Source organism: Pseudomonas sp. 13159349 (assembly GCF_013305685.1).
Classification (GTDB): Bacteria; Pseudomonadota; Gammaproteobacteria; order Pseudomonadales; family Pseudomonadaceae; genus Aquipseudomonas; species Aquipseudomonas asiatica.
The window spans coordinates 1,114,052-1,141,032 of record NZ_CP045553.1 but is presented as its reverse complement, the minus strand read 5'-3'; the positions used below and the strand labels follow the sequence as shown (position 1 = coordinate 1,141,032).

The window sequence follows — 26,981 nt, the reverse complement described above, 5'->3', positions numbered from 1 at the left end:
TCCCACCTCCAGCCTCCTGCAACTGGGCATCGCCCTGCTGTTGCTGATCGGCGGCGCCGAACTGCTGGTACGCGCAGCCCTGAGCCTGGCCCAGCGCCTGCACGTACGCCCGCTGATCATCGGCCTGAGCCTGGTGGCCTTCGGCAGCACTGCCCCACAAATGACCGTGAGCCTGCAGGCCGCCTACCAGGGCGCGCCGGATGTGGCGGTGGGCAGCGTCATCGGCAGCAACATCTTCAACGTATTGGTCATTCTCGGCCTGGCCGCATTGATCATCCCGCTGCGCGTGTCGCGGCAACTGGTGCGCATGGACATTCCACTGATGATCGTCGCCAGCGGCCTGGTCTACGCGTTATCCGCCAACGGCCACTTGGGCCGGGTCGAAGGGGTGTTGCTGTTGATCGGCCTGGTCGGCTACCTGGCAATGCTCTGGCACCAGTCGCGCCACTACGCCCGCACCTACCCCGCACCGGCAACCGTCATCAGCAGTACCGGGCGCTTCTGGTCGGGCACGCTGCTGCAGGTGCTGGCCGGCCTGGGCCTGCTGAGCCTGGCGGGTCACTTGTTGCTGGAAGCCGCCGTGGAGGTGGCCACCGACCTGGGCCTGTCCGAGCGCATCATCGGCCTGACCGTCGTTGCCATTTGCACCTCCCTGCCGGAACTGGCCGCTGCACTGATCGCCGCCCTGCGCGGTGAACGGGAAATCGCCGTGGGCACAGTGATCGGCAGCAACCTGTTCAACCTGCTGGCCGTGCTGGGCCTGACCGCGCTGGTCACTCCCGAGCCGCTGTCGATCTCGCCCAACGCCTTGGCCTTCGATCTGCCGGTAATGCTGGGTGTTGCTGCGCTGAGCCTGCCGGTGTTCTATTCCGGCTACCGCATCACTCGCGCCGAAGGCCTGGTGTTCCTCTGCCTGTACCTGGCCTATGGGCTGCACGTGGCGGCGTTTACCATGGGCATGCCACTGGCCGGCCGCCTGGAGCGGTTGATGCTGTTCTACGTACTGCCGGTGCTCGCCATGGTGTTGCTGTACACCACCGCACGAGCCTGGCGCCGCCAACACTAAGGAAAACAACATGGCTGATAGCAAGAAAACCGGCGAACAGATTCGGCGCCAGGTGATGGGCGATGCATTCGTCGACCGCGCCCTGGGCAATGCCACCGACTTTACCCAGCCGCTGCAGGACTTCGTCAACGAACATGCCTGGGGCAGCGTGTGGGCCCGCGACGGGCTGCCGTTGAAAACCCGCAGCCTGATTACCCTGGCCACGCTCACGGCACTCAAGTGCCCGCAGGAGCTCAAGGGGCATGTGCGCGGGGCGTTGAACAATGGCTGTACGGTGGAGGAGATTCGCGAAGCGCTGCTGCATTGCGCGGTGTATGCGGGGGTGCCGGCGGCGATTGATGCGTTCCGTGCGGCACAGGAAGTGATCGACAGCTATCAAGGCTGACCCAGCCTTTTTCAGGCCCGGCCTCTTCGCGGGTAAACCCGCTCCCACAGGTACTGCACAGGTCTCAGAGCCTGTGGGATCCCTGTGGGGGCGGGTTTACCCGCGAAAAGGCCGGCACTGTGTTACCTACCTGGCCTGGCGAGCCTTCTTCATCTTGAAGGCCACCCACAGCACCAGGATCCACCCCGGAATCAGCATCACCGAGATGCGAATCGGCGGGGTCAGGTACATCACCACCAGGATCAGCACGATGAACGCCAGGCACAGGTAGTTGGTTACCGGGTGCCCCCAGCTTTTGTAGAACGGGGTAATCCCGGCCGCCAGCTTGGCCTTGCGGAACTTCAGGTGGGTGATGCTGATGCTCGCCCAGTTGATCACCAGCGCCGACACCGCCAGGGCCATCAGCAGACCAAAGGCTTCACCCGGCATCAGGTAGTTGATCAGCACGCACAGCCCGGTGGCAAAAGCCGACACACCCAGCGCGGTCAGCGGCACGCCGCTACGGCTTACCTTCAGCAACTGAAGCGGAGCGTCGCCCTGGCTGGCCAGGCCGAACAGCATGCGGCTGTTGGCGTACACACAGCTGTTGTACACCGACAGTGCGGCCGTCAGCACCACGATATTGAGGATGGTCGCCACCAGGTCACTGTCCAGTTCATGGAAGATCATCACGAACGGGCTGCCACCCTGCACCACCTTCTGCCATGGGTACAGCGACAGCAGCACCGCCAAGGCACCGATATAGAAAATGAGGATACGGTACACCACCTGGTTGGTGGCCTTTGGGATGCTCTGACGCGGGTTGTCAGCCTCAGCGGCGGTGATGCCCACCAGCTCCAGGCCACCGAACGAGAACATGATCACTGCCAGTGCCATCACCAGGCCGGTGACGCCGTTGGGGAAGAAGCCGCCGTACTGCCAGAGGTTGGCCACGCTGGCGTCCGGGCCGCCATGGCCGCTGGTCAGCAGCCAGGCGCCGAAACCGATCATGCTGACGATGGCCACCACCTTGACCAGGGCGAACCAGAACTCCATCTCGCCGTAGACCTTAACCTGGGTGAGGTTGATCAGGTTGATCACCACGAAAAAGATCGCCGCCGTGGCCCAGGTGGGAAAGCCGGGCCACCAGTACTGCACGTAGATGCCCACCGCTGTAAGCTCGGCCATGCCGACCAGTACGTACACCACCCAGTAGTTCCAACCCGAAACAAACCCGGCAAACTCGCTCCAGTACTGGTGGGCGAAGTGGCTGAAGCTGCCGGCCACGGGCTCTTCAACAACCATTTCACCGAGCTGGCGCATGATCAGGAAGGCCATCAGGCCGGCAATGGCGTAGCCCAGCAGGACGGAGGGGCCAGCCAGCTGGATGGTCTGGGCAATGCCCAGGAACAACCCGGTACCGATGGCCCCGCCCAGCGCGATCAGCTGGATATGGCGATTCTTCAGCCCGCGCTGTAACCGCTCGGGCGTGCTCTGGTCTTGCATGAAGTGTCCTTTAGCTCAGTGAGGCTGTGTTTTTGTGTTGTTTGCAGTCAAGGATCTAGATCCATCCGCCCCACTGCAAGATGAAAATACCAATGTTGGTGGTGATCGCCGCCATTAGCGTGGTAATCACGATGATCGATGCAGCCAGCTCATGGTTGCCGTTCGCCGCCCGCGCCATGACGTAGCTGGCAGCTGCAGTCGGGCTGCCGATGTACAGGAACAGGATGCCCAGCTCGGCGCCGCGGAAGCCGCATAGCCAGGCTCCAAGGGTACCCAGCAGCGGCAGCCAGACCATCTTCACCAGGCTGGCGTCGATGGCCAGCCTGCCACTGTCGCGCAGTGCCGCCATCGACAGCGTGCCACCGATGCAGATCAGCGCCAGCGGCAGGGTCATCTGCGCCAGGTAATCGCCCGAGGTCAGCAGCCAGTTGGGCAGCGGCACCTGGCCGTAGGCCATGGGCGTGGCCACCAGCACACTGATGATCAGCGGGTTGCTGAAGATGCTCTTGCAGATGCTCCACGGGTCGGATTTCAGGTCCGGGCTGTAAACCGCCAGCACCACTGCCGACAACGAGTTGTACATGAGGATGACCAGGCCGGCGAGTACCGCCCCCAGGGAGATGCCGTAGTCGCCGTAGAGACTGGCGGCCAGGGCCAGGCCGATCACGCCGTTGTTCCCACGGAATGCGCCCTGGGTATAGATGCCCCGGTCGGCCAGCGGGCTGCGCCAGATGGCCATGCCCCAGGCAATGGCGAAGCCGGCCAGGGTGGCGACGATGAAATAGAGAAGGACGCCGGGTTTGACCGCCGTGGCCAGGTCGGCGTGATAGATGCCGAGGAACAGCAACGCCGGCATGCACACGTTGAACACCAGTTGCGAGGCTACACGGTTGAAATTGTCGTCGATCAGGCGGATACGTTTGAGCAGCACGCCCATGAACAGCATGGCGAAGACCGGGGCCGTGATGTTCAACGTCTGGATAAGAAGGGCGAGCATGCGCAAGCGATCCTGGAGGGGTTGCCGTTAGGGGGCTAATGATACGCCAACGGCCGGGACTTGCGGGGATCGCGGGGTGATAAAGAGAAGTTTCTGGCAGTTACGGCCCTTTCGCGGGTAAACCCGCTCCTACAGGTACTGCACAGGTCTGGAGGCTTGTGAACACCTGTAGGAGCGGGTTTACCCGCGAAGAGGCCGGTACTGCCAGTACTGAATCAGCGCCTAACCGGGCGCTTCTGCAGTTTGCGCTGCAAGGTCCGCCGGTGCATGCCCAGCGCCCGCGCGGTGGCCGAGATATTGCCCTCGTGCTCGTTCAGTACGCGCTGGATATGCTCCCACTGCAGGCGGTCGACCGACATCGGGTTTTCCGGCACCAGGCTGTCCAGGTCGGTGTGCTCTGACAGCAACGCAGCCAGCACATCATCGGCATCGGCCGGCTTGCACAGGTAGTTGCAGGCACCGCGCTTGACCGCTTCCACCGCAGTGGCAATGCTCGAGTAACCGGTCAGGATCACCACGCGCATTTCCGGGTCCAGCTCCAGCAGCTTGGGCAGCAGCACCAGGCCGGAGTCGCCTTCCATCTTCAGGTCCAGCGTGGCGTAGTCCGGCAGGTCCTGCTGGGCAAGGATCAACCCTTCTTCGGCAGAGCTGGCGGTACTGACGCGGAAACCGCGGCGGCTCATGGCCCGGGCCATGACCCGGGTGAAGGTGGCATCGTCATCCACCAGCAACAGGTGCGGCAGCTCTTCGCCTTCGACCTGGTTTTCTTCGCTCATCATTCATCTCCTCGCTTGCCATAGGGCAGGCGCAGTTCGGTCAGGGTGCCACCCTGTTCATGACTATAGAGTTTCACCGAACCGCCCGCACGGGTCACGCTGGCCTTGCTCAAGAACAGGCCCAGGCCGAAGCCTTTGCCCTTGGTGGTAATGAAGGGTTTGCCGATGGCCTCGGCGATTGCCGGCGGTACGCCGGGGCCGTGGTCACGGATGCTGATGACGATGTCATGGGTGTCCCAGTCCAGGCGCACTTCAAGGTCGTCGGGGCAGGCATCGGCGGCATTGTTCAACAGGTTCAACAGCGCCTGGGTCAGGTCCGGCGGCGGGGTCAGGCGCGGCACCTGGCCGTCGCGCAAGCGCTGGAAGCGGTAGCTGGCTTCCGGGCGCATCAGGTGCCAACGGTTGAGCGCTTCGTCCAGCCAGGCCGTGACATCCTGCTCCACCACGGCCAGGCGGCGGTTGGCTTCGGCGGCGCGTACCAGCTGTTGCAGGGTTTCCTTGCACAGCTTCACCTGGTCCTGAAGGATCTGCAGGTCTTCCTGCAGCAAGGGGTCGGCGTGGTCCTGGCGCATTTCGTTCAGCAGCACGCTCATGGTCGCCAACGGTGTGCCCAGCTCATGGGCGGCACCGGCGGCCTGGGTGGCCACGGCCAGCAGCTGCTCGTCGCGCAGGCTTTCTTCACGCCGCTCGGAACGCAGTTGCTCCTGGCGGCGCAGCTCTTCGGCCATGCGTGCGGCAAAGAAGGTGATCACCGCCGCGGCCAGGGCAATACTCAGCCACATGCCATACACCTGCATCTTGTCCCGCGCCATCGGCAGGCCTTCGAGCGGGTAGAACTGCACCAGCAGCAGGCTGTAGGCGGTCAGGGCAATGCCGGACAGGATCAGCGAATACAGCCACGGCAAGGTAACTGCGGCAATCGCCAGCGGCACCAGGTAATACGAAACGAACGGGTTGGTCGAACCGCCGGAGTAGTACAGCAAGGCACTGTGGATCAGCAGGTCGCAGGCCAGTTGCAGGGCATATTCCAGCTCGGTAACAGGCAACGACAGGCGCAGGCGCAGGGCCGTGAAGGCGCACAGCAGCGAAGACAAGGCCAAGGTGCCGGCCAGCGACAGCCAGGGCAAAGGCAGCAGTTCGGTCCAGTAGGCGACGCCCACGGAGCCGGCCTGGGCAGCCAGGACCAGGACCCGAATGACGGTCAGGCGCCAGAGGTTCTGGCGAGTAGCAGACAGCGGTTGTACGGCGGCGAGCATGAGCTCTCCTGATGAGTGCTCCAGAAAAATCGGCTGGAGTATACCGAAGCCAGGCGCCTCGCTGCAGCGATGCGGCAAAGCGCCACACTTTGTCACAGGTTCATGATGGCACTTTTGAACCCACTACACTGTTGCCGGTCTGATGGGCCATGCGTGGAATGGATGGCCACAACCCACGCCTTATATTGCCAAGGAGTATCACATGCAAATCCCACGTCGCGGCACCGCCCTGATCCTGTCCTGCGGCCTGCTCGCCAGCCTGCCGGCGCTGGCTGCCGATGAGCCGCGCTACAATCAGGTCTCGCTGCGTGCCGAGGTCAGCAAGGAAGTGGCGCGCGACCTGATGGTCGTTACCCTGTACAGCGAAGCGCAGAACACCGACCCGGGCAAGCTCGCCAAGCAGATCACCGAAACCATGAACAAGGCCGTACAGCAGTCGCGCCAGGTCAAGGACGTGAAGATCAGCCAAGGTAGCCGCAACAGCTACCCGGTATATGACAGCAAGGGCCAGAAGATCACCGGCTGGCGCGAGCGCGCCGAGTTGCGCCTGGAAAGCGCCAACTTCCCTGCCCTGTCGCAGCTGACCGCCGACTTGCTGCAAGAGCTGAAGATGGGGGGCATGGACTTCTCCATCGCCCCGGCCACGCGCAAGGCCAGCGAGGATGCACTGCTCAAGGATGCGGTGGATGCCTTCAAGGCACGCGCGCAACTGGCTACCGAGGCACTGGGTGGCAAGGGCTACAAGGTGGTCAGCCTGAACCTCAACAGCAGCGGTTACCCGCGCCCTTACCTGCGCAGTGCGCCGATGGCGATGAAGGCAATGGGGGCTGATGAGTCGGCACCGGCGCCGGATATCGAGGCCGGGACCAGTGAAGTGAGCATGAATGCCGATGGCCTGATCGAAGTGCAGATGCCTTGAGTTCGCCGGGGGCGCATTGCGCCCCTATCGCCGGCAAGCCAGCTCCCACAGATACACCACAGGTTTCAGCCCTTGTGTTGTACCTGTGGGAGCTGGCTTGCCGGCGATGAGGTCAGTCGAAAAAGCGCAGATTCAGACATTTCCTACGCACCAATAAGGTGCTTCCTACGCCAACCCCGCCTCGAAATATCCCGCAAAAAGCCATCATTTTGCCTACGCAAACGTTTAACTTCTTCGAAAGTTATATCAATGCGACATCCATGTACGCTCGTACCACTTTTCTGGCGCCAACTATCCCTCCGCATATTGCATTGGGAACACCCCCTGCATAAGTATCCGCAGGTCGGCTCACGAGGCCACCTCAATCGAAAAATGACAACAATGAGGCCACCATGCTCAAACACGCAGTCATTCCGTTCCTGCTAGGCGCAGGCTTGCTCTCCGGCGCACCGTCGGCCCTCGCAGCGTCCAACCTGGTGTTCTGCTCCGAAGGCAGCCCGGCCGGCTTCGACCCGGGCCAATACACCACAGGGACTGACTTTGACGCCTCGGCCGAGACCGTGTTCAACCGCTTGACCCAGTTCGAACGTGGCGGCACGGCAGTCATCCCGGGGCTGGCGACCAAGTGGGAAGTCTCCGACGACGGAAAGACCTACACCTTCCACCTGCGCGAAGGGGTCAAGTTCCACACCACCGACTACTTCAAGCCCACCCGCAACTTCAACGCCGACGACGTGCTGTTCACCTTCAACCGCATGCTCGACAAGGACCACCCGTTCCGCAAGGCCTACCCCACCGAGTTCCCATACTTCACCGACATGGGCATGGACAAGAACATCGCCAAGCTGGAGAAGCTCGACGAACATACCGTCAGGTTCACCCTCAACGAAGTCGACGCCGCATTCATTCAGAACCTGGCCATGAGCTTCGCCTCGATCCAGTCCGCCGAATACGCCGACCAGTTGCTCAAGGACGGCAAGGCCGCCGACATCAACCAGAAGCCGATCGGCACTGGCCCGTTCGTGTTCAGCAAGTACCAGAAGGACGCGCAGATCCGCTTCAAGGGCAACAAGGACTACTGGCAACCTGATGACGTGAAGATCGACAACCTGATCTTCGCCATTACCACCGACGCCTCTGTGCGCATGCAGAAGCTGAAGAAGAACGAGTGCCAGGTCACCCTGTTCCCGCGCCCTGCCGACATCCAGCCGCTGAAACAGGACCCCAAGCTGCAGATGCCGCAGCAAGCCGGCTTCAACCTCGGCTACATCGCCTACAACGTGATGGACAAGGTCAAGGGAAGCAACGAGCCCAACCCGCTGGCCCAGCTGAAGGTCCGCGAGGCGCTGGATATGGCCGTGGACAAGAAAAAGATCATCGAGTCGGTCTACCAGGGCGCCGGCCAACTGGCAGTCAACGCCATGCCCCCGACCCAGTGGTCCTATGACGACAGCATCAAGGACGCGCCATTCGACCCTGAAAAAGCCAAGCAACTGCTCAAGGAAGCCGGCATCAAGGAAGGCACCGAAATCACCCTGTGGGCGATGCCTGTGCAACGCCCGTACAACCCCAATGCCAAGCTGATGGCCGAGATGCTGCAATCCGACTGGGCCAAGGTCGGCATCAAGGCCAAGATCGTCAGCTATGAATGGGGCGAGTACATCAAGCGCTCCAAAGGCGGCGAACAGGGCGCCATGCTGATCGGCTGGAGCGGTGACAACGGTGACCCGGACAACTGGCTGGGCACCCTGTACGGCTGCGACGCCATGAACGGCAACAACTTCTCCAAATGGTGCTACAAGCCCTACGACGACCTGATCAAGCAGGCCAAGGCCACTTCCGACCAGGCCAAGCGCACCGAGCTGTACCAGCAGGCACAGCACATCCTCAAGGAGCAGGTGCCGATCACCCCGATCGCCCACTCCACCGTGTACCAGCCCATGAGCGCCAAGGTGAAGGACTTCAAGATCAGCCCGTTCGCGCTGAACTCCTTCTACGGCGTCAGCGTGGACAAATAGGCTAGCCAAGGCACCCGCCGAGCTGCGGGTGCCCCGCCAACCTCGTCCCCCTCCATGTCGTCCCGCTGCCATCCGCAGCGGGGTCGGCGACCTGTTGCCGCCATTCGTACCCCGAGGCGGCGCAAACAGACGTAAAAGGACTTGCCATGCGCCATACCACCCGAGTTTCCGCCCTGCTGGCCCTGGGCCTGATCAGCCAATCGCCGGCCCTGCTGGCCAACAACCTGGTGTTCTGTTCCGAAGGCAGCCCCGCCGGCTTCGACACTGCCCAGTACACCAGCGCCACCGACAACGACGCCGCCGAACCGATCTACAACCGCCTGGTCGAGTTCGAACGCGGCGGCACTGCCGTGCACCCTGCCCTGGCGACCCGCTGGGAGGTGTCCGAAGATGGCCTGCGCTACACCTTCCACCTGCGCGAAGGGGTGAAGTTCCACAGCAACAAGGCCTTTGCACCGAGCCGCGACTTCAACGCCGACGACGTGCTGTTCACCTTCAACCGCATGCTCGACAAGAACCACCCGTTCCGCCAGGCCTACCCGACCGAGTTCCCCTATTTCATCAGCATGGGCCTGGACAAGAACATCGCCCGTGTCGAAAAGACCGGTCCACTGACCGTGGTATTCACCCTGAACAAGGTCGATGCCGCGTTCATCCAGAACCTGGCCATGAGCTTCGCCTCGATCCTCTCTGCTGAATACGCCGAACAGTTGATGACCAGCGGGCGCCCCAGCGACATCAACCAGCAACCGATCGGCACCGGCCCGTTCGTGTTCCAGCGTTATCAGAAGGATTCGCAGATCCGCTACAAGGGCAACAAGGCCTATTGGTCACCGCAGGACGTGAAGATCGACAACCTGGTGTTCTCGATCAACATCGACCCTTCGGTGCGCATCCAGAAGCTGCGCCGCAACGAATGCCAGGTCACCCTGAACCCGCGCCCCGCCGACCTGCCGGCGCTCAAGGCCGACAGCAAACTGCAGGTGCTGCAACAGCCTGGCTTCAACCTCGGCTATATCGCCTACAACACTCAACACCCACCGTTCGACCGGTTGGAAGTGCGCCAGGCAATGGATATGGCAGTGAACAAGCAGGCGATCATCCAGGCTGTGTATCAGGATTCCGGCCAGCTGGCAGTCAACGCCATGCCGCCAACCCAGTGGTCCTATGACGACAGCATCAAGGACGCCCCCTTCGATCCGGAAAAGGCCAAACAGCTACTGCAGCAGGCCGGAGTCAAGCCGGGCACCGAGATCACCCTGTGGGCCATGCCGGTGCAGCGCCCGTACAACCCAAACGCCAAGCTGATGGCGGAAATGCTCCAGGCCGACTGGAGCAAGCTCGGCTTCAAGGTGCGCATTGTCAGCTATGAATGGGGCGAGTACCTCAAGCGCATGAAAAGCGGCGAGCACGATATCGCCCTGATCGGCTGGACCGGGGACAACGGCGACCCGGACAACTGGCTGGGCACCCTCTACAACTGCGATGCCATCGGCAGCAACAACTACTCGCTGTGGTGCGATCCGCAGTACGACAGCCTGGTCAAGCAGGCCAAGCAGGTCACCGACCGCGCGCAGCGCACCGCCCTGTACCAGCAGGCCCAGCAGCGGCTCAAGCAGCAGGTGCCGATTACCCCGGTGGCACATTCAACGGTCAACCAACCGCTGAGCATCAAGGTTTCCGAATTCAAGGTCAGCCCTTTCGGGCGCAACGATTTTTCCGGTGTGAGTGTTGATTGAGCATTAGCCGGTACCGGCCTCTTCGCGGGTAAACCCGCTCCCACAGGGTTCTCCTCAGGTTCACGAAACCTGTGGGAGCGGGCGCGCCCGCGAAGAGGCCGGCACAGCCAACACAACGCCCCGATTCTGCCCGGTGACCCCGGGCAACCCTGGCAACACCGCAGCAAGAAGCCCGGCCCACAAGGCCAGGCAATAACTAGAAGAACAGAAAGGGAGCTTTAACCTTGAGACTATTCACCTTGACCGCACTGGCTTTATCCATCAGTGCCTTATCCACCGTGACCCAGGCAGCCCCGCAAAGCCAGGAATACGTGCCCATCACCCTCAAAGGCAGCAGCGAGCAGGAGCAGGCCAGCGGCTTCGTCGACGGCCAGAGCCTGTCCGGCAGCACCCGCAACTGGTATGCCCGCGAGCGCGCCGCACGCGCCCCGCTGTGGAAGTACTACAAGAGCGACGGCACCCGCCACGACACCCACAGCCGCGAGAACTGGGTGCAGGGCACCATCCTCAACTACAGTTCCGGTTTCACCCAGGGCACCGTCGGCTTCGCCGTCGAAGCCGCCGGTTACAATGCCATCGCCCTGCTGCAGAACCGCGAGGACGTCGCCGGCCCCAACAACCGCACCCTGACCCACAGCGACGGCGACCCGGTCGGCCAGTGGAGCAAGATGGGCCTGGCCAACGTCAAGGCGCGGGTGTCCAACACCACGCTCACCGTCGGCCGCCAATCGGTGGACACGCCGATGATCGCCTACATCGGCAACCGCGCCCTGCCCTCGAGTTTCCAGGGCGCGTTCCTGCACAGTGCCGAATTCGACAACCTGAGCTTCGACCTGGGCACCTTCGACCGCGTCTCGCCACGTACCGAACAGAGCCTCAGCAAGTTCCGCACCGAGTACAGCGCCACTGGCGTGGAGACCGACCGCGCCAGCACCGCCGGCATCAACTACCAGCCGTTCAAGAGCCTGAGCACCAGCCTGTACGCCACCAAGGTCGACGACTTCTGGAACCAGTACTACTTCGGCGCCAACCATGTGCTCGGTGATAGTGCAGTGCTAAGCCTGAGCACCGGCCTGAACTACTACAAGACCGTCGACGCCGGCAGCAAGAAGATGGGCGATATCGACAACGACACCTACAGCCTGTCGTTCGGCCTGACCCATCAGGCCCACACCCTCAGCGCCTCCTGGCAGCAGGTCAACGGCAACGAGTACTTCGACTACCTGCACGAAACCAACGGCATCTACCTGGCCAACTCGCTGCTGTCGGACTTCAACGGCCCCAACGAGAAATCGCTGCAGATTTCCTACGTGCTGAACATGGCGCCGTACGGCGTGCCGGGCCTGAAGTTCAACCTGTACAACGCCCGCGGCTGGGGCATCGATGGTACCCATTACCGCGGTACCGCCTACGACGTGAACGGCCTGGATGGCGAAACCCACTACGAGTGGGGCTTCGGCACCAGCTACGCGGTACAGAGCGGGCCATTGAAAGACACCAGCATCCGTGCCACCTACACCGCGCACCGCGCCAGCAAGGCCCAGGGCGATGGCAGCCTGGATGAGTTCCGGGTGGTTACCACCATTCCATTCAACATTCTCTGACCGCCGGCGCCACGGCCTGCTTCGCTGCGGGCCGTGGCGGCTACGCTGGAATCAATGCAAGCAGGGAGTTTCAACCCATGCAGAGAGCTTTCATGAAATCGCGGCCACTGCGCCTGGCCCTGGCCGCACTGCTTCTGGGCGGTGCCACGCAACTGGCGGCCAAACCATTGGTGGTGTGCACCGAAGCCAGCCCGGAAGGGTTCGACATCGTCCAGTACACCACTGCGGTCACCGCCGATGCCTCGGCCGAGACGGTGTTCAATCGCCTGGTCGACTTCAAGCCCGGTACCACCGAAGTCCAGCCGGCCCTGGCCGAGCGTTGGGCCATTTCAGCCGATGGCCTGACCTACACCTTCCATCTGCGCCAGGGCGTGAAGTTCCACACTACCGACTACTTCAAGCCCACCCGCGACTTCAACGCCGATGACGTCCTGTGGAGCCTCAATCGCCAGCTCGATCCGAACCATCCATGGCATGACAAGACCAGCGTCGGATACCCGTACTTCGAGAGCATGGGCTTCAAGGACCTGCTCAAGTCGGTCAGCAAGGCCGACGAGCACACCGTGGTGATTACCCTTACCCGACCGGAAGCGCCGTTCCTGCGCGACATGGCCATGGGCTTCACCTCGATCTACTCCGCCGAATACGGCGACCAGTTGCTCAAGGCTGGCAAGGCTGCCGAGTTGAACAGCAAGCCGATCGGCACCGGCCCGTTCATCTTCCAGCGTTACAACAAGGATGCCCAGGTTCGCTTCAAGCCCAACCCGGACTATTTCCGCGGCAAGCCACCGGCCGATGCGCTGGTCTTCGCCATCGCTACCGACAGCAATGTGCGCCTGCAGAAACTGCGCGCCAACGAGTGCCAGGTAGCGCTCTATCCCAAGCCCGATGACGTGCCGTCGATCAAGCAGGACCCGAAACTCAAGGTCGAGGAGATCGAGGCCTTGGTCACCGGTTACATCTCGATGAACACCGAACACAAATACCTGAGCGACGTTCGCGTGCGCAAAGCCATCAACATGGCCTTCGACCGCCAGACCCATGTCGACCAGTTGTTCGGCAAAGGCAACGCATTGGTCGGCGTGAACCCGTACCCGCCGACCATGATCGGCTACAACAACGAGAACAGAAACCCACCCCGCGACCTGGCCAAGGCGCGCGATCTGCTCAAGCAGGCGGGCGTGCCCGAAGGTACGGTAATCACCCTGTTCACGCGCAACGGCGGCGGCCCGACCAACCCCAACCCGCGCTTGTCTGCCGAGATGCTGCAGGCTGACCTCAAGCAGATCGGACTGAAGCTGGACATCCGCGTGATGGAGTGGGCCGAAATGCTGCGCCGGGCCAAGAAGGGCGAGGCCGACCTGGTGTCCACCGGCTGGGCCGGCGACAACGGCGACCCGGACAATTTCCTCAGCCCGCTGCTCAGTTGCGATGCCGCCAAAAGCGGCGAGAACTATGCACGCTGGTGCAACCCCAAGTTCCAGGAGCTGATCAGCCGCGCCCGCGAAGTGATCGACAACGACGAGCGTGCAAGGCTCTATAACGAGGCATTGAAAGTGTACGATGACGAACAACCCTGGATCAGCATGGCCCATCCGAAGATGTTCACCGCCATGCGTGACAACGTGGAGGGCTACGTGATCAACCCTCTGACCAACAACAACTTCGCCACCACCAAGGTGAAGTAGAACAACAACGACCGCCGGCAACCCACACGGGAACCGGCGGCACCACCGTAGCGGGCTGATCGCCCCACGGCCTGATGAGGTAACCCCGACAATGTTGAGCTTTATTGCCCGGCGCCTTGGCCTGCTGATACCGACCTTTTTCGGCATCACCTTGCTGACCTTCGCGCTCATACGCCTGATCCCCGGCGACCCGGTGGAAGTGATGATGGGCGAGCGCAGGGTCGACCCCGAAATGCATGCCCAGGCCATGGAGCGCCTGGGGTTGAACAAGCCGCTGCCGGTCCAGTACCTGGACTACGTCGGCAAGCTGGCCCAGGGTGACCTCGGTGAATCGCTGCGCACCCGCGAGAGCGTTTGGAGCGAGTTCCTCACCCTGTTCCCGGCCACACTCGAACTGGCCTTCGCCGCCCTGTTGTTCGCCGGCATCGTCGGCCTGCTGGCCGGGGTGATCGCCGCGCTCAAGCGCGGTTCGCTGTTCGACCACGGGGTGATGGGCATTTCGCTGGCGGGTTATTCGATGCCGATCTTCTGGTGGGGCCTGATCCTGATCATGTTCTTCTCGGTAAGCCTGGGCTGGACCCCGGTGTCCGGGCGCATCGACCTGCTCTACGACATCGAGCCGAAGACCGGCTTCATGCTCATCGACACCCTGCTCAGCGACGAGGAAGGTGCGTTCAAGGACGCGGTGATGCACCTGATCCTGCCGGCCATCGTGCTCGGCACCATCCCGCTGGCGGTGATTGCCCGCATGACCCGCTCGTCGATGCTCGAAGTGCTGCGCGAGGACTACATCCGCACCGCCCGCGCCAAAGGCCTGTCGCCGGCCCGCGTGGTGTTCGTGCACGGCCTGCGCAACGCGCTGATCCCGGTACTGACCGTATTCGGCCTGCAGGTCGGTACGTTGCTGGCCGGTGCGGTGCTGACCGAAACCATCTTTTCCTGGCCGGGCATCGGCAAGTGGCTGATCGAAGCCATCGGTGCCCGTGACTACCCCGTGGTCCAGAACGGCATCCTGTTGATCGCCTGCCTGGTGATCCTGGTCAACTTCGTCGTGGATATCCTCTACGGCCTGGCCAACCCACGCATCCGTCATCAGCGCTGAGGCCTTCGCCATGACTAGCCCGATTCCGAAATCCGTCACGCCGGCCAGCCCGGTGGACCAGAGCCTGCTCTACCCCTCGCCATACAAAGAATTCTGGCAAGCCTTCGCCCGCAACAAAGGCGCGGTGATGGGCCTGGCCTTCATGTGCCTGGTAGTGTTCTGCGCGCTGTTCGCGCCGTGGGTCGCCCCGCACGACCCGAGCGAGCAGTACCGCGAATTCCTGCTGACCCCACCGGTGTGGCTCGAAGGTGGCAGCTGGCAGTTCATCCTCGGCACCGACGAACTGGGCCGCGACCTGCTTTCGCGGCTGATCCAGGGCGCACGGCTTTCGCTGCTGATCGGCCTGTCGTCGGTGGTGATGTCGCTGATCCCTGGCATCCTGCTGGGCCTGCTGGCCGGTTTCTTCCCGCAACTGCTCGGCCCGTCGATCATGCGCCTGATGGACGTGATGCTCGCCCTGCCCTCGCTGCTGCTGGCGGTGGCCATCGTCGCCATCCTCGGCCCAGGCCTGATCAACACCGTGATCGCCATCGCCATCGTGTCGTTGCCATCCTACGTGCGCCTGACCCGCGCCGCCGTGATGGGCGAGCTGAACCGCGACTACGTCACCGCCGCACGCCTGGCTGGTGCCGGGCTGCCACGGCTGATGTTCGTCACCGTGCTGCCCAACTGCATGGCACCGCTGATCGTGCAGGCCACCCTCAGCTTCTCCTCGGCCATCCTCGACGCCGCCGCCCTGGGCTTCCTTGGCCTTGGCGTACAGCCGCCGACCCCGGAGTGGGGCACCATGCTGGCTTCGGCCCGTGACTACATCGAGCGCGCCTGGTGGGTGGTGAGCCTGCCCGGCCTGACCATTCTGCTCAGTGTGCTGGCAATCAACCTGATGGGCGACGGCCTGCGCGATGCGCTGGACCCGAAACTCAAGAACGCCGCCTGAGGAGAACGCCATGTCACTGTTGCAGATCAACAACCTGAACGTGCGCTTCGGCGACACCAATGCGGTACCGGTAGTCGATGGCCTGGACCTGACGGTGGAAGCCGGCGAGATCCTGGCCATCGTCGGCGAATCCGGCTCGGGCAAGTCCGTGACCATGATGGCCCTGATGGGCCTGATCGACGCCCCCGGGCGCATCACCGCCGACTCGCTCACCTTCGACGGCACCGACATGCTCAAGCTCAGCGGTCGCCAGCGACGCAAGGTAGTGGGCAAGGACATCGCCATGGTTTTCCAGGACCCGATGACCGCGCTCAACCCCAGCTACACCGTGGGTTACCAGATCGAGGAAGTGCTGCGCCAGCACCTGGGCCTGAAGGGCAAGGCCGCGCGCCAGCGTGCCCTGGAGCTGCTGAAGAAGGTCGAGATCCCGGCTGCGGAAAGCCGCCTGGACGCCTACCCGCACCAGCTGTCCGGCGGCATGAGCCAGCGCGTGGCGATTGCCATGGCGATTGCCGGCGAACCCAAGCTGCTGATTGCCGACGAACCCACCACTGCGCTGGACGTGACCATCCAGGCGCAGATCATGGAGCTGCTGGTCAACCTGCAGAAGGAGCGCAACATGGCGCTCATCCTGATCACCCACGACCTCGCCGTGGTCGCCGAAACGGCCAGGCGGGTGTGCGTGATGTACGCCGGCCAGGCCGTGGAAGTGGGCCAGGTGCCGGAGCTGTTCGACGTGCCCGCCCACCCCTACAGCGAAGCGTTGCTGGCGGCGATCCCCGAGCACAGCATCGGTGCCGAACGCCTGGCCACCCTGCCTGGCATCGTCCCCGGCCGCTACGACCGCCCCGTGGGTTGCCTGCTGTCACCGCGCTGCCCGTACGTGCAGGACAACTGCCGGCGCCAGCGCCCGCCCCTCGATCCCCAGGCCCATGGCCTGGTGCGTTGCTTCTACCCGCTGAACCAGGAGGTGGCGTGATGGCCGTCGTTCTATCCGCCCGGGAGCTGACCCGGCATTACGAAGTCTCCCGTGGGCTGTTCAAGGGGCACGCCCTGGTCCGCGCGCTGAATGGCGTGTCGTTCGAACTGGAGGCCGGCAAGACCCTGGCCGTGGTCGGCGAATCCGGCTGCGGCAAGTCGACCCTGGCCCGCGCCCTGACCCTGATCGAAGAGCCGTCGTCCGGCTCGCTGCAAATTGCCGGCACCGAAGTGAAAGGCGCCAGCAAGAGCGAGCGCAAGCAACTGCGCCGCGACGTGCAGATGGTGTTCCAGAGCCCCTACGCCTCGCTCAACCCACGGCAGAAGATTGGTGACCAGCTGGCCGAGCCGCTGCTGATCAACACCTCGCTGAGCAAGGCCGAGCGGCGAGAAAAGGTGCAGAAGATGATGGAACAGGTCGGCCTGCGCCCCGAGCATTACCAGCGTTACCCGCACATGTTCTCCGGTGGCCAGCGCCAACGTATTGCCCTAGCCCGGGCAATGATGCTGCAGCCCAAGGTGCTGGTGGCGGACGAGCCGACCTCGGCGCTGGACGTGTCGATCCAGGCCCAGGTGCTGAACCTGTTCATGGACTTGCAGAAGGAGTTCAACACCGCCTACGTGTTTATTTCGCACAACCTTGCGGTGGTGCGGCATGTGGCCGATCAGGTGCTGGTGATGTACCTCGGCCGGCCGGCGGAGATGGGGCCAAAAGAAGATATCTACGAAAGGCCGTTGCACCCATATACCCAGGCGCTGCTGTCGGCGACGCCGGCGATTCACCCGGACCCTTTGAAGCCGAAGATCCGCATTGCCGGGGAGTTGCCCAACCCGCTGAACCCGCCGGATGGGTGTGCGTTTCACAAACGGTGCCCGCATGCGACGGAGCGGTGTGCCAAGGAGGTGCCGGCGTTGCGGCAGGTGAGTACGCGGCAGGTGGCTTGTCACTATGCCGAGCAGTTTCTTTAGCCTTTAGATAGCCGGGGCTGCTTTGCAGCCCATCGCGACACAAGACCGCTCCTACAAGGGACCGCGATCTCCTGTAGGAGCGGCCTTGTGTCGCGATGGGCCGCAAAGCGGCCCCAAAAATCTCAATGCATGAAGAACCAGATCAGGATAATCACCGGAATCGGCACCGGCCGGCGGAGATTGGGCCGAAGATACCCAACCCGCTGAACACGCCGAATGGGTGTGCGTTTCACAAGCGTTGCCCTTATGCGACCGAGCGGTGTGCCAAGAAGGTGCCGGCGCTCAGGCGGGTGAGTACCCGGCAGGTGGCCTGCCACTATGTCGAGCAGTTTCTTTAACTGTAAGAACACTGGCAGATGCGCTCGGAAGGTAGATGCTGGGCGCACTGCCCCATGAGTTGGTGCGGATCCAACGCTTTGCCCACCCCCCGGTTCCGATACCCCGACTGAACATGTGGCATGTTCGCATCCGCTTCATGCTCAGCAGTGGGCAGGCCATCGGAACTGTCGAGCAGGTATAACTCCCGGCCTTGCTTGACACCATGACGTTCGGCCCAATCAGCCGGCCAAGACAGATCACAGGCCGCCATGGCTTGAGCCAGAACTCCCGCAGTGGTGCCCCAACCGGTGCCGAACTCGATAAAATCCCCCTGGACTGCCGAGCCGTAGACAGCATCCACACCCTCACAGAGCTTCTGCACCGCAGCAACCTGATAGCCACGCACACCTAACGGATAGTTGATTCTTCCTGCCATAATAAAACTCCATTTTTAATTAACAGCGCTCCCTCAAAAGCATTAAGCTTCCGATTCAAAGAGCCGATTAAGTTTCATCGTAGCTCCATCCCATTGTTCGAAAATTTGGGAATAGATAGCACGCTGTTAACCAATCCTTGGACAGCACACAGTTATACATAACTAAAATAGCCAATAGTTAGTTCACCGACCGACAAACACCCCAAACGTCACAGAGCGATCGCCACCTCAGAGAAGATAAACGCTAGCATGAAAAAAATCACAAGCGCAACCACCAAAATCTCGCTGCTTATATGTAGGAAAGATCCTACGCTTAATTTTAAACACCATGTTTATTTACTCCACCACCCCTAACCCGCTACCTTGCTCTATTCCCCCTGATTTGGACGCAGCCAATGAAGTCAGCGAGCTATTTCACAACCCCCATCTACTACGTCAATGACGCGCCACACATTGGCCACATATTCTCCACGCTACTCGCCGATATCGGAGCACGCACGGCGCAACTCGAAAACCAGGAAAAATTCCTGTTGACCGGTACGGACGAACACTCGACGAAGGTAATCGACGCAGCACAATCCCGAGAAATTCCAGTAAAGACTTGGGCACGAAATAATGCCGATGCATTCCGCCAGGCATTCAAAGCGTTCAACATCGGCTTCGATGATTTCATCAGGACTAGCGAACCACGACACAAGGTAAATGTTCACAGACGCATAGAGCAGCTGATGGCTACCGGCGATGTTTATCTAGGCGAATATGTTGGCTGGTATGATGCGGGCCAAGAAGAATACGTGTCCGATGCCAAGGCCAAGCAATATGAGTATAAATCACCCATTAACAAAAAGCCTTTGCTTCAGCGCGCTGAAAAAAATTACTTCTTCCGCCTTAGTCGCTATCAGGAGCAGTTACTGGCGTTACTCAATACCGGTGAACTGAATATCCATCCCGCTAGCCGGACTGCAGAAATCGTTGCAAGGGTTCAAGATGGGTTGAGCGACATTCCAATTTCAAGATATAGCTCCGAAGCTTGGGGAATCAATATTCCTGGCGATAGCTCACATGTAGTTTACGTCTGGGTCGACGCTTTGTTCAATTATCTTACTGCAATCGACACCGACGAGCTTCGCCACCTATGGCCAGCGACACTTCAGGTGGTCGGCAAAGATATTCTTTGGTTCCATGCCGTAATCTGGCCAGCCATGTTGTTGGCCCTAAAAAAAGTGAAAGGGAACGAGTGGCTGGATCTACCACGTAACATCCTTGCTCACGGATTCTGGATACACGAAGGCGAGAAGATGTCGAAAAGCATGGGTAACTTCGTCGGCATCGAAGCTCTGCACCGTTACTGTAGCGAGTTCGGGGTGGACAGCCTTCGTTTCTTTCTCGCCAGCACGGGACCGGTGGGCGCTAGCGACTCGGACTTTTCGCATCTGCGGTTCATAGAAAGCTACAACGCAAACCTGGCCAATACTGTGGGCAATTGCCTCAATCGAATAACAGGAATGGTTAATCGCTACTTTGATGGTGTAATACCTGCAAAGCCTACTATTGCCAGTGAGTTTCACAATAAAATTACCGATCTCAGCCAAGCATCTCGGGAAAAGGCACAGGCATTCCAATACGACAAAATGATTGCCTTGGCACTTACTATCTTCCGGACAATCGATCAGCACGTGAATTTTACCGAACCATACAAGCTGATTAAACAGCCTGAAAATCTCGCTCAAGTAGGTTATATTCTGCATGATTGTCTTGAGGCTCTGCGTCGTGGGGCGCTTGCGTTGTGGCCGGTCATGCCAGATAGCATGACCGAGTTGCTGCAGAATCTAGGTTGCCTGGATGCTGACCAGTCTCCCTGCTTCGACAACAGTCGTTCAGTATCACCGGGTTATCGCATCAAAGAGACTCGAGTGTTATTCCCACGCTATCAGGAAGCTCCGTAGCGTCCACCGCCCCCCTTTACAGAACGGGGACGTGGATCGATATTCCAGACTCAGTTCGATTTTTCCTGAGTATGCGAGGGCTTGCTGGAGTCCGCCCCACCAAGTCAAACACAGTCAATGACCGCCTCAACTGACTGGTCCCCGGATGGGTGCGCGTTTCACAAACGGTGCCCGCATGCGACGGAGCGGTGTGCCAAGGAGGTGCCGGCGTTGCGGCAGGTGAGTACGCGGCAGGTGGCTTGTCACTATGCCGAGCAGTTTCTTTAGCCTTTGGATAGCCGGGGCCGCAAAGCGGCCCCAATAATCTCAATGCATGAAGAACCAGATCAGGATAATCACCGGAATCGGCACCCCAATCATCCAGAGCAGTATCGAGCGCATGGCCTTTCTCCTTGTTCGATGTTGAACAGACCGGTGCACTCGCCATGCCATCCCTGTCAAAAAATCACTCTCAACCAAATCAACGGCTTACGCCCCAAGCCGCTTGGCAAAACCGTGCAATATGCCGGATCCGCCCCCTTGCAGCTGGGTGTTCTGCAATGCACTATCAGGCTCATGACCGCCACCACCCTCCCCGACGGCCCCGAGCAGACCCCGCTCACCGCCGACACCGTGCTGCGCTACCACCTGTGCTGGAAGCACCGCGACCTCGACGGCGTCATGGCGCTCTACCACCCCGACATCCAGTACCACGACTTCTTCCAGAACCGCGTGCTCGGCTACCAGGAACTGCGTGACTATGTGCGCGCCTGCCTGCCCCATGAAGCCGGCGAAGACATCGTGCACAGCGACCGCATCCGCGTCGACGGCTGTACCGCGTTCATCCAGTACCAGGTCACGGTCCAGGGCGGCGACGGCCTGGTGGCGTTCCAGTCCAGCGAGGCGATTACCGTCAAGGACGGCCTGATCTGGCAGGTCAACGAATACGCCACGCTGGTCCGCCGGAGCAGCAGTGGCCATGCCAGCAGCGGCCCGCGCCCGGCCACCAGCCGCCTGGGCCTGTCACCCCGACAGCTGTCGACCATGGCCCAGGACCTGGAACACTACTTCCAGCGCCAGCGCCCCTACCTGGACCCGGAGCTGGACCTGCAGCAGGTGGCCGACGCCAGCGGCTACAGCCGCAACCAGATCTCCTACCTGCTCAACCAGGTGCTCGGGCAAAGCTTCTACCGCTACGTCAACCAGGCCCGCCTGCAGCACCTGATGGCCAGCCTTGATAACGACAGCATCGAGGCCACGATCGACGAGCTGGCGTTCAATGCCGGTTTCAACTCGTTGTCGGCGTTCTACAAGTGTTTCCGCGAACACACCGGGCTTACGCCCAAGGCGTACCTGAAGCAAATTTCCCTGCGTGCACGCACGTAGGACAGCCGCCCGCCGACACCACTAGGATCGCCCACAGACCTTGACGGATGTGGAGCCGAACCCGATGCAACCCCTGCGCACGCTCAGCCTGTGGATGGACCAGCTCGACGAGCCGTTGTGCGCCCGCCCGGCCCTGCGTCAGGACCTGGACGCGGATGTGTGCATCATCGGCGCTGGCTACACCGGCCTGTGGACCGCCTACTACCTCAAGCGCCAGGCGCCACAGTTGAACATCGCGGTAATCGACGCCAACATCGCCGGCTTCGGCGCTTCGGGGCGCAACGGCGGCTGGCTGATGGGCAACCTGCTCGGCGAAGACCGCCTGCTGGCCACCCTTTCACCGCAACAACGCCGCGCCAGCATCGACCTGCTGCATGGCATTCCCGATGAAGTACACCGCGTACTGCATCGCGAGAGCATCGACTGCGACTACCGCAAAGGCGGCGTGCTCTACTGCGCCGCGCGCTACCCGGAACAGGAGCGCAGCCTGCGCGCCTACCTAGACGACCTTTATCGCCAAGGCATGACCGAGGACGACTACCGCTGGCTGCGCCCCGAACAGCTTGACGCTCAGTTGCGGGTCAGCAACGCCTATGGCGCCATCTACAGCCCGCACACCGCAACCATCCAACCCGCCAAGCTGGCGCGTGGCCTGGCCCGGGCGGTAGAAGCGCTGGGCGTAACCATCTACGAAAACACCCCAGCCATCGACTGGCAGCCGGGTGAGGTGCGCACCCCGTTGGCGCGCATCCGTTGCCAATGGACGGTACCCGCCGTGGAGGGCTATGCCGTCAGCCTGCCGCCACTGGGTAAACATCAGCTGCCGGTACAGAGCCTGTTGGTGGCCACCGAACCACTGCCGGAGGCCACCTGGCAACAGATCGGCCTGAACCAGGGCCAGGCGTTCAGCGAGAGCAGCCGCCAGGTCACTTACGGCCAGCGCACCGCCGACAACCGCCTGGTATTCGGCGCCCGTGGCGGCTACCGCTTCGGTGGCCGCCTGCGCGAAAACTTCAACCTCGACGAACAGGAAATCGAGCTGCGCCGCTACCTGTTCAGCGAGTTGTTCCCACAGTTGAAGCACGCACGCATCACCCATTCCTGGGGCGGCAACCTGGGCATGGCGCGGCGCTTCCGCCCGCACATGCTCTGCGACCGTCAACGCGGCATCGCCCTGGCGGGCGGCTACGGCGGCGAAGGCGTCGGCGCCACCAACCTGGGCGGGCGCACCCTGGCCGCGCTGATCCTCAACCAGCACAACGAACTGACCGCGCAACCCTGGGTGCTCGACAACCGCCCGCTTTCAAGCCTGGCCAGCTGGCCACCCGAGCCCTGCCGATGGCTGGGCTACAACGCGATCATCCAGAGCTTCGTCCACGAGGACCGGACCCTCGCCAACCCCGCCAGTGCGCCCTGGAGGCGGCGCCTTGCCAGCAATCTTGCGGACTTCATGGAAGGCTTCATGCGCTGATTTTTCCCCCTCACTGACACAGGATTTACCGGTCATGAGCATCACCCATTTCAAGAACACCGACAGCGCCGTGCTCGACAGCTCCAACCCGGTCACGGTGCCGCTTGGCGACCCCGTTGCAGTGACTTCGGTCACCTGCGTGGAACGCAGCGACGGCGTCGAAACCGGCATCTGGGAGTGCACCCCCGGGCGCTGGCGGCGGCAGATCGTGCAGCAGGAGTTCTGCCATTTCATCAAGGGCCGCTGCACCTTCACTCCCGACGGTGGCGAGCCCCTGCTCATAGAAGCCGGAGACGCACTGATGCTACCGGCCAACAGCACTGGCACCTGGGACATCCAGGAGACCGTGCGCAAAACCTACGTTCTTGTCTTCTGATCCGCTGATCGCCTGCCTTCGATAACAACACACAAAGCAAGGTAACCCCGACATGCGCACGCTCCTTCTCGCCCCCCTGATGCTGGCCGCCAGCGTGGCCGGCGCCGCCGAAACGGTGAAGATCTACAACTGGTCCAGCTACGTTGCCCCCGACACACTGAAGAACTTCCAGCAAGCCAGCGGTATCGTGCCCACCTACGACGTTTACGACAGCAACGAAACCCTCGACGGCAAGCTGATGACCGGCAACTCCGGCTACGACGTGGTGTTTCCGTCCAACCATTTCATGGCCCGGCAAATCCAGGGCAAGGCCCTCAAGCGCCTGGACAAGTCGCAATTGCCCAACTGGCACAACCTCAACCCGGTGCTGCTCAAGGCGCTCGAAGTGAACGACCCGGGTAACCAGTACGGTTTCCCATACCTGTGGGGCAGCACCGGCATCGGTTACAACATCGACAAGGTCAAGGCAGTGCTGGGCGACGATGCCCCGGTGGACTCCTGGGACCTGATCTTCAAGCCCGAGTACATGAGCAAGCTGAAAAGCTGCGGCGTCGCGGTGTTGGACAACGGCCCTGGACTGCTACCGATCGCCCTGCACTACCTGGGCCTGCCGCACCACAGCCAGGACCCGGCGGACTATGACAAGGCCAAGGCGCTGCTGATGCAGGTGCGACCGTATATCAGCTACTTCCACTCCTCGAAGTACACCGGCGACCTGGCCAATGGCGACATCTGCGTGGTGGTGGGCTTCTCAGGGGATGTGCTGCAAGCGAAGAACCGCGCCGAGGAGGCGAAGAACGGGGTGAAAGTGGGCTACTCGATACCCAGGGAAGGCGCACCGATGTGGTTCGACATGGTTGCCATGCCGGCCGATGCACCGGACGAAAAGGCCGGGTATGCCTACATGAACTACCTGCTGCAGCCAGAGGTGATGGCCAACATCAGCAACCATGTGCAATACGCCAACGGCAACCTCAAGGCGGACGGGCTGGTGGATCCGGCGATGAAGGGTAATACGATGATTTACCCGAGCGAGGAAGTAATGGGCAAGCTGTATGCGCTGGAGGCGATGCCGGCCAAGATCGACCGTATTCGCACGCGGATCTGGACCAGTATCAAGGCCGGGAACTGAATGGGGCCGCTTTGCGGCCCTTCGCGGGCACGCCCGCTCCCACAGGTATCGCGTAACCTTCAGGTGTAGTGATTCCCTGTGGGAGCGGGCGTGCCCGCGAAGGGCTGCAACGCAGCCCCATTTCAATACTTAGTGGTGCTCGCGGGTAGCGCGGAACTTGATGTCCGGCCAACGCTCTTCCATCAGCGACAGGTTGACGCGGGTCGGCGCCAGGTAGGTCAGGTGCCCGCCACCGTCGATGGCCAGGTTCTCCATGGCCTTGTTCTGGAATTCCTCGAGCTTCTTCTTGTCGTCACAGCCGATCCAGCGGGCCGACCACACGGTGATCGGCTCGTAGGCGCACTCGACCTTGTACTCTTCCTTCAGGCGGCTGGCGACCACGTCGAACTGCAGCACACCGACTGCACCGAGGATGATGTCGTTGCTGCGCTCAGGGAAGAACACCTGGGTCGCACCTTCTTCGGCCAGCTGTTGCAGGCCCTGACGCAGCTGCTTGGATTTCAGCGGGTCCTTCAGGCGCACGCGGCGGAACAGCTCCGGAGCGAAGTGCGGAATACCGGTGAAGCCCAGCGCCTCGCCTTCGGTGAAGGTGTCGCCGATCTGGATGGTGCCGTGGTTGTGCAGGCCAATGATATCGCCGGCATAGGCCTCTTCCAGCTGCTCACGCTCGGAGGAGAAGAAAGTCAGCGCGTCGCCGATGCGCAGGTCCTTGTTGATGCGCACGTGGCGCATCTTCATGCCCTTCTCGTACTTGCCCGAGCAGATGCGCATGAAGGCGATGCGGTCGCGGTGTTTCGGGTCCATGTTCGCCTGGATCTTGAACACGAAACCGGTGAACTTCTCTTCCACAGGCTCCACGGTGCGCTCGTGAGCCACACGGCCCAGCGGGCGCGGCGCCCAGTCGACGACGGCGTCAAGCACATGGTCGACACCGAAGTTGCCCAGCGCGGTACCGAAGAACACCGGGGTCAGCTGGCCGTTGATGAACTCTTCCTGGTTGAACTCATGGCAGGCGCCCTGCACCAGCTCCAGCTGTTCGACGAACGAATCGTACTGGTCGCCCAGGTGGGCACGGGCTTCGTCCGAATCCAGCTTCTGGATGATCTTGGCTTCGGTGCGCTCGTGGCCGTGGCCCGGGGTGTACACCACGATGTAGTCACCGGTCAGGTGGTACACGCCTTTGAAGTCGCGGTAGCAACCGATCGGCCAGGTGATCGGCGCGGCCTTGATCTTCAGCACGGCTTCGATCTCGTCGAGCAGTTCGATAGGGTCGCGGATGTCGCGGTCGAGTTTGTTGATGAAGCTGACGATCGGCGTGTCGCGCAGGCGGCACACGTCCATCAGGGCGATGGTACGTGGCTCTACACCTTTACCGCCGTCGAGCACCATCAGCGCCGAGTCCACCGCGGTCAGGGTGCGGTAGGTGTCTTCCGAGAAGTCTTCGTGGCCGGGGGTGTCGAGCAGGTTGATCATGTGCTCGCGGTACGGGAACTGCATCACCGAGGTGGTGATGGAGATGCCGCGCTGCTTCTCCATTTCCATCCAGTCGGAGGTGGCGTGGCGGTCGGACTTGCGCGACTTCACGGTACCGGCGACGGCAATGGCCTTGCCCATCAGCAGCAGCTTCTCGGTGATGGTGGTCTTACCGGCGTCGGGGTGGGAAATGATTGCGAAAGTGCGGCGCTTCGCGACTTCGGCGGCCTGGTTGGTCATGGGAAATCGCCTGACTGGGGGATTAAAAAGGGGCGATATCATACCTGAAGTTGGGCCGGGACCAAAATTTGCTGAACCGGCGGTGCCTGTTCCGGCCCTTTCGCGGGCACGCCCGCTCCCACCGGTACTGCACAGGCCTGCACAGCAGTGGAGATCCCTGTGGGAGCGGGCGTGCCCGCGAAGAGGCCGGCACTGCCATTACAAATTCAACAACCAGCCGCTTTATCACGACAAATGGCCAAAGGGCAGTTATTTCAACGCCTACAGCGCACCAACCCGTTGCTTTCTCTCGTCAATTTTCCAAC

The 26,981-nt window shown here is 61.7% G+C and carries 23 protein-coding genes and 1 pseudogene; 18 read left to right on the top strand and 6 right to left on the bottom strand.

Annotated elements, in window-relative coordinates; translation table 11 throughout:
* Positions 1 to 22: 22 nt before the first annotated feature.
* Both GEV38_RS05310 and GEV38_RS05305 read left to right on the top strand, forming a co-directional pair.
* Positions 23 to 1,066 carry a calcium/sodium antiporter gene (locus tag GEV38_RS05310; RefSeq protein WP_043935364.1) on the top strand — a complete coding sequence of 348 codons (1,044 nt, stop codon included), beginning with the start codon at positions 23 to 25 and terminating at the stop codon, positions 1,064 to 1,066.
* Positions 1,067 to 1,076: 10 nt separating this feature from the next.
* Positions 1,077 to 1,451 (top strand): carboxymuconolactone decarboxylase family protein, encoded by a 375-nt coding sequence (locus GEV38_RS05305; RefSeq protein ID WP_013971059.1) that lies wholly within the window; start codon positions 1,077 to 1,079, stop codon positions 1,449 to 1,451.
* A 126-nt stretch (positions 1,452 to 1,577) separates the two neighbouring features.
* Here the strand turns inward: GEV38_RS05305 and GEV38_RS05300 are convergent, their stop codons facing one another.
* The 4 genes from GEV38_RS05300 to GEV38_RS05285 all read right to left on the bottom strand — a co-directional run bounded on the left by GEV38_RS05300 (position 1,578) and on the right by GEV38_RS05285 (position 5,965).
* Positions 1,578 to 2,936 carry an amino acid permease gene (locus GEV38_RS05300; RefSeq protein ID WP_054573150.1) on the bottom strand — a complete coding sequence of 453 codons (1,359 nt, stop codon included), beginning with the start codon at positions 2,934 to 2,936 and terminating at the stop codon, positions 1,578 to 1,580.
* A gap of 55 nt (positions 2,937 to 2,991) precedes the next feature.
* Entirely contained in the window at positions 2,992 to 3,933 is a 942-nt protein-coding gene (locus GEV38_RS05295) for an AEC family transporter (protein ID WP_015269046.1), read from the bottom strand.
* 215 nt (positions 3,934 to 4,148) lie between these two features.
* Positions 4,149 to 4,709, bottom strand: a complete 561-nt coding sequence (locus GEV38_RS05290) for a response regulator transcription factor (RefSeq protein ID WP_015269045.1) — start codon at positions 4,707 to 4,709, stop codon at positions 4,149 to 4,151.
* Entirely contained in the window at positions 4,709 to 5,965 is a 1,257-nt protein-coding gene (locus tag GEV38_RS05285) for an ATP-binding protein (RefSeq protein ID WP_003257889.1), read from the bottom strand. The genes GEV38_RS05290 and GEV38_RS05285 overlap by 1 nt, the downstream gene beginning before the upstream one ends.
* A gap of 202 nt (positions 5,966 to 6,167) precedes the next feature.
* On the opposite strand from GEV38_RS05285, the gene GEV38_RS05280 reads away from it, so the two are divergent.
* From GEV38_RS05280 to GEV38_RS05235, 10 genes are all read left to right on the top strand, one after another.
* Entirely contained in the window at positions 6,168 to 6,884 is a 717-nt protein-coding gene (locus GEV38_RS05280) for an SIMPL domain-containing protein (protein WP_015269044.1), read from the top strand.
* A 392-nt stretch (positions 6,885 to 7,276) separates the two neighbouring features.
* Entirely contained in the window at positions 7,277 to 8,902 is a 1,626-nt protein-coding gene (locus GEV38_RS05275) for an ABC transporter substrate-binding protein (protein ID WP_013971054.1), read from the top strand.
* 146 nt (positions 8,903 to 9,048) lie between these two features.
* Entirely contained in the window at positions 9,049 to 10,641 is a 1,593-nt protein-coding gene (locus tag GEV38_RS05270; protein WP_054573151.1) for an ABC transporter substrate-binding protein, read from the top strand.
* 224 nt (positions 10,642 to 10,865) lie between these two features.
* Positions 10,866 to 12,245, top strand: a complete 1,380-nt coding sequence (locus GEV38_RS05265) for an OprD family porin (protein WP_054573152.1) — start codon at positions 10,866 to 10,868, stop codon at positions 12,243 to 12,245.
* A gap of 77 nt (positions 12,246 to 12,322) precedes the next feature.
* Complete coding sequence (locus GEV38_RS05260; protein ID WP_170976269.1) at positions 12,323 to 13,933, top strand: ABC transporter substrate-binding protein; 1,611 nt, start codon at positions 12,323 to 12,325, stop codon at positions 13,931 to 13,933.
* Between the two features lie 91 nt (positions 13,934 to 14,024).
* Positions 14,025 to 15,035, top strand: a complete 1,011-nt coding sequence (locus GEV38_RS05255) for an ABC transporter permease subunit (RefSeq protein WP_012316108.1) — start codon at positions 14,025 to 14,027, stop codon at positions 15,033 to 15,035.
* Between the two features lie 10 nt (positions 15,036 to 15,045).
* A complete protein-coding gene (locus tag GEV38_RS05250) occupies positions 15,046 to 15,972 on the top strand; it encodes an ABC transporter permease subunit (protein WP_015269040.1) in 927 nt (308 codons plus the stop codon).
* 10 nt (positions 15,973 to 15,982) lie between these two features.
* Entirely contained in the window at positions 15,983 to 16,951 is a 969-nt protein-coding gene (locus GEV38_RS05245; protein ID WP_054573153.1) for an ABC transporter ATP-binding protein, read from the top strand.
* Positions 16,951 to 17,919, top strand: a complete 969-nt coding sequence (locus GEV38_RS05240; RefSeq protein ID WP_054573154.1) for a peptide ABC transporter ATP-binding protein — start codon at positions 16,951 to 16,953, stop codon at positions 17,917 to 17,919. The genes GEV38_RS05245 and GEV38_RS05240 overlap by 1 nt, the downstream gene beginning before the upstream one ends.
* Positions 17,920 to 18,014: 95 nt before the next feature.
* A complete protein-coding gene (locus GEV38_RS05235) occupies positions 18,015 to 18,257 on the top strand; it encodes an oligopeptide/dipeptide ABC transporter ATP-binding protein (protein WP_081013990.1) in 243 nt (80 codons plus the stop codon).
* Here GEV38_RS05235 and GEV38_RS05230 read toward each other — a convergent pair.
* Entirely contained in the window at positions 18,254 to 18,673 is a 420-nt protein-coding gene (locus GEV38_RS05230; protein WP_054573155.1) for a hypothetical protein, read from the bottom strand. The genes GEV38_RS05235 and GEV38_RS05230 overlap by 4 nt on opposite strands.
* Before the next feature lie 395 nt (positions 18,674 to 19,068).
* Here GEV38_RS05230 and metG point away from each other — a divergent pair, with 395 nt between their 5' ends.
* From metG to GEV38_RS05200, 6 genes and pseudogenes are all read left to right on the top strand, one after another.
* Positions 19,069 to 20,619, top strand: coding sequence for a methionine--tRNA ligase (gene metG, locus GEV38_RS05225; RefSeq protein ID WP_054573156.1), 1,551 nt, complete (start codon positions 19,069 to 19,071; stop codon positions 20,617 to 20,619).
* A 141-nt stretch (positions 20,620 to 20,760) separates the two neighbouring features.
* A pseudogene (locus tag GEV38_RS05220) lies at positions 20,761 to 20,886 on the top strand (dipeptide ABC transporter ATP-binding protein); the annotation flags it as partial.
* Between the two features lie 288 nt (positions 20,887 to 21,174).
* Complete coding sequence (locus GEV38_RS05215; protein ID WP_015269037.1) at positions 21,175 to 21,984, top strand: nuclear transport factor 2 family protein; 810 nt, start codon at positions 21,175 to 21,177, stop codon at positions 21,982 to 21,984.
* 64 nt (positions 21,985 to 22,048) lie between these two features.
* A complete protein-coding gene (locus GEV38_RS05210) occupies positions 22,049 to 23,455 on the top strand; it encodes an FAD-binding oxidoreductase (RefSeq protein WP_015269036.1) in 1,407 nt (468 codons plus the stop codon).
* A gap of 34 nt (positions 23,456 to 23,489) precedes the next feature.
* Entirely contained in the window at positions 23,490 to 23,831 is a 342-nt protein-coding gene (locus tag GEV38_RS05205) for a cupin domain-containing protein (protein WP_015269035.1), read from the top strand.
* Positions 23,832 to 23,883: 52 nt separating this feature from the next.
* A complete protein-coding gene (locus tag GEV38_RS05200) occupies positions 23,884 to 24,963 on the top strand; it encodes a polyamine ABC transporter substrate-binding protein (RefSeq protein WP_173895602.1) in 1,080 nt (359 codons plus the stop codon).
* A gap of 129 nt (positions 24,964 to 25,092) precedes the next feature.
* On the opposite strand, the gene GEV38_RS05195 is transcribed toward GEV38_RS05200, so the two are convergent.
* On the bottom strand, positions 25,093 to 26,676 hold the full coding sequence (locus tag GEV38_RS05195) for a peptide chain release factor 3 (protein ID WP_003257876.1): 1,584 nt from the start codon (positions 26,674 to 26,676) through the stop codon (positions 25,093 to 25,095).
* Positions 26,677 to 26,981 lie beyond the last annotated feature (305 nt).

Excerpts from the sequence above, each read along its gene's own strand:
- GEV38_RS05250 (WP_015269040.1), top strand. The coding sequence starts at position 15,046 with ATGACTAGCCCGATTCCGAAATCCGTCACGCCGGCCAGCCCGGTGGAC.
- GEV38_RS05245 (WP_054573153.1), top strand. The coding sequence starts at position 15,983 with ATGTCACTGTTGCAGATCAACAACCTGAACGTGCGCTTCGGCGACACC.
- GEV38_RS05305 (WP_013971059.1), top strand. The coding sequence starts at position 1,077 with ATGGCTGATAGCAAGAAAACCGGCGAACAGATTCGGCGCCAGGTGATG.
- GEV38_RS05300 (WP_054573150.1), bottom strand. The coding sequence starts at position 2,936 with ATGCAAGACCAGAGCACGCCCGAGCGGTTACAGCGCGGGCTGAAGAAT.
- GEV38_RS05295 (WP_015269046.1), bottom strand. The coding sequence starts at position 3,933 with ATGCTCGCCCTTCTTATCCAGACGTTGAACATCACGGCCCCGGTCTTC.
- metG (WP_054573156.1), top strand. The coding sequence starts at position 19,069 with ATGAAGTCAGCGAGCTATTTCACAACCCCCATCTACTACGTCAATGAC.
- GEV38_RS05260 (WP_170976269.1), top strand. The coding sequence starts at position 12,323 with ATGCAGAGAGCTTTCATGAAATCGCGGCCACTGCGCCTGGCCCTGGCC.
- GEV38_RS05200 (WP_173895602.1), top strand. The coding sequence starts at position 23,884 with ATGCGCACGCTCCTTCTCGCCCCCCTGATGCTGGCCGCCAGCGTGGCC.
- GEV38_RS05210 (WP_015269036.1), top strand. The coding sequence starts at position 22,049 with ATGCAACCCCTGCGCACGCTCAGCCTGTGGATGGACCAGCTCGACGAG.
- GEV38_RS05205 (WP_015269035.1), top strand. The coding sequence starts at position 23,490 with ATGAGCATCACCCATTTCAAGAACACCGACAGCGCCGTGCTCGACAGC.
- GEV38_RS05270 (WP_054573151.1), top strand. The coding sequence starts at position 9,049 with ATGCGCCATACCACCCGAGTTTCCGCCCTGCTGGCCCTGGGCCTGATC.
- GEV38_RS05255 (WP_012316108.1), top strand. The coding sequence starts at position 14,025 with ATGTTGAGCTTTATTGCCCGGCGCCTTGGCCTGCTGATACCGACCTTT.
- GEV38_RS05275 (WP_013971054.1), top strand. The coding sequence starts at position 7,277 with ATGCTCAAACACGCAGTCATTCCGTTCCTGCTAGGCGCAGGCTTGCTC.
- GEV38_RS05280 (WP_015269044.1), top strand. The coding sequence starts at position 6,168 with ATGCAAATCCCACGTCGCGGCACCGCCCTGATCCTGTCCTGCGGCCTG.
- GEV38_RS05230 (WP_054573155.1), bottom strand. The coding sequence starts at position 18,673 with ATGGCAGGAAGAATCAACTATCCGTTAGGTGTGCGTGGCTATCAGGTT.
- GEV38_RS05235 (WP_081013990.1), top strand. The coding sequence starts at position 18,015 with ATGGGCCGCAAAGCGGCCCCAAAAATCTCAATGCATGAAGAACCAGAT.
- GEV38_RS05215 (WP_015269037.1), top strand. The coding sequence starts at position 21,175 with ATGACCGCCACCACCCTCCCCGACGGCCCCGAGCAGACCCCGCTCACC.
- GEV38_RS05290 (WP_015269045.1), bottom strand. The coding sequence starts at position 4,709 with ATGAGCGAAGAAAACCAGGTCGAAGGCGAAGAGCTGCCGCACCTGTTG.
- GEV38_RS05285 (WP_003257889.1), bottom strand. The coding sequence starts at position 5,965 with ATGCTCGCCGCCGTACAACCGCTGTCTGCTACTCGCCAGAACCTCTGG.
- GEV38_RS05195 (WP_003257876.1), bottom strand. The coding sequence starts at position 26,676 with ATGACCAACCAGGCCGCCGAAGTCGCGAAGCGCCGCACTTTCGCAATC.
- GEV38_RS05240 (WP_054573154.1), top strand. The coding sequence starts at position 16,951 with ATGGCCGTCGTTCTATCCGCCCGGGAGCTGACCCGGCATTACGAAGTC.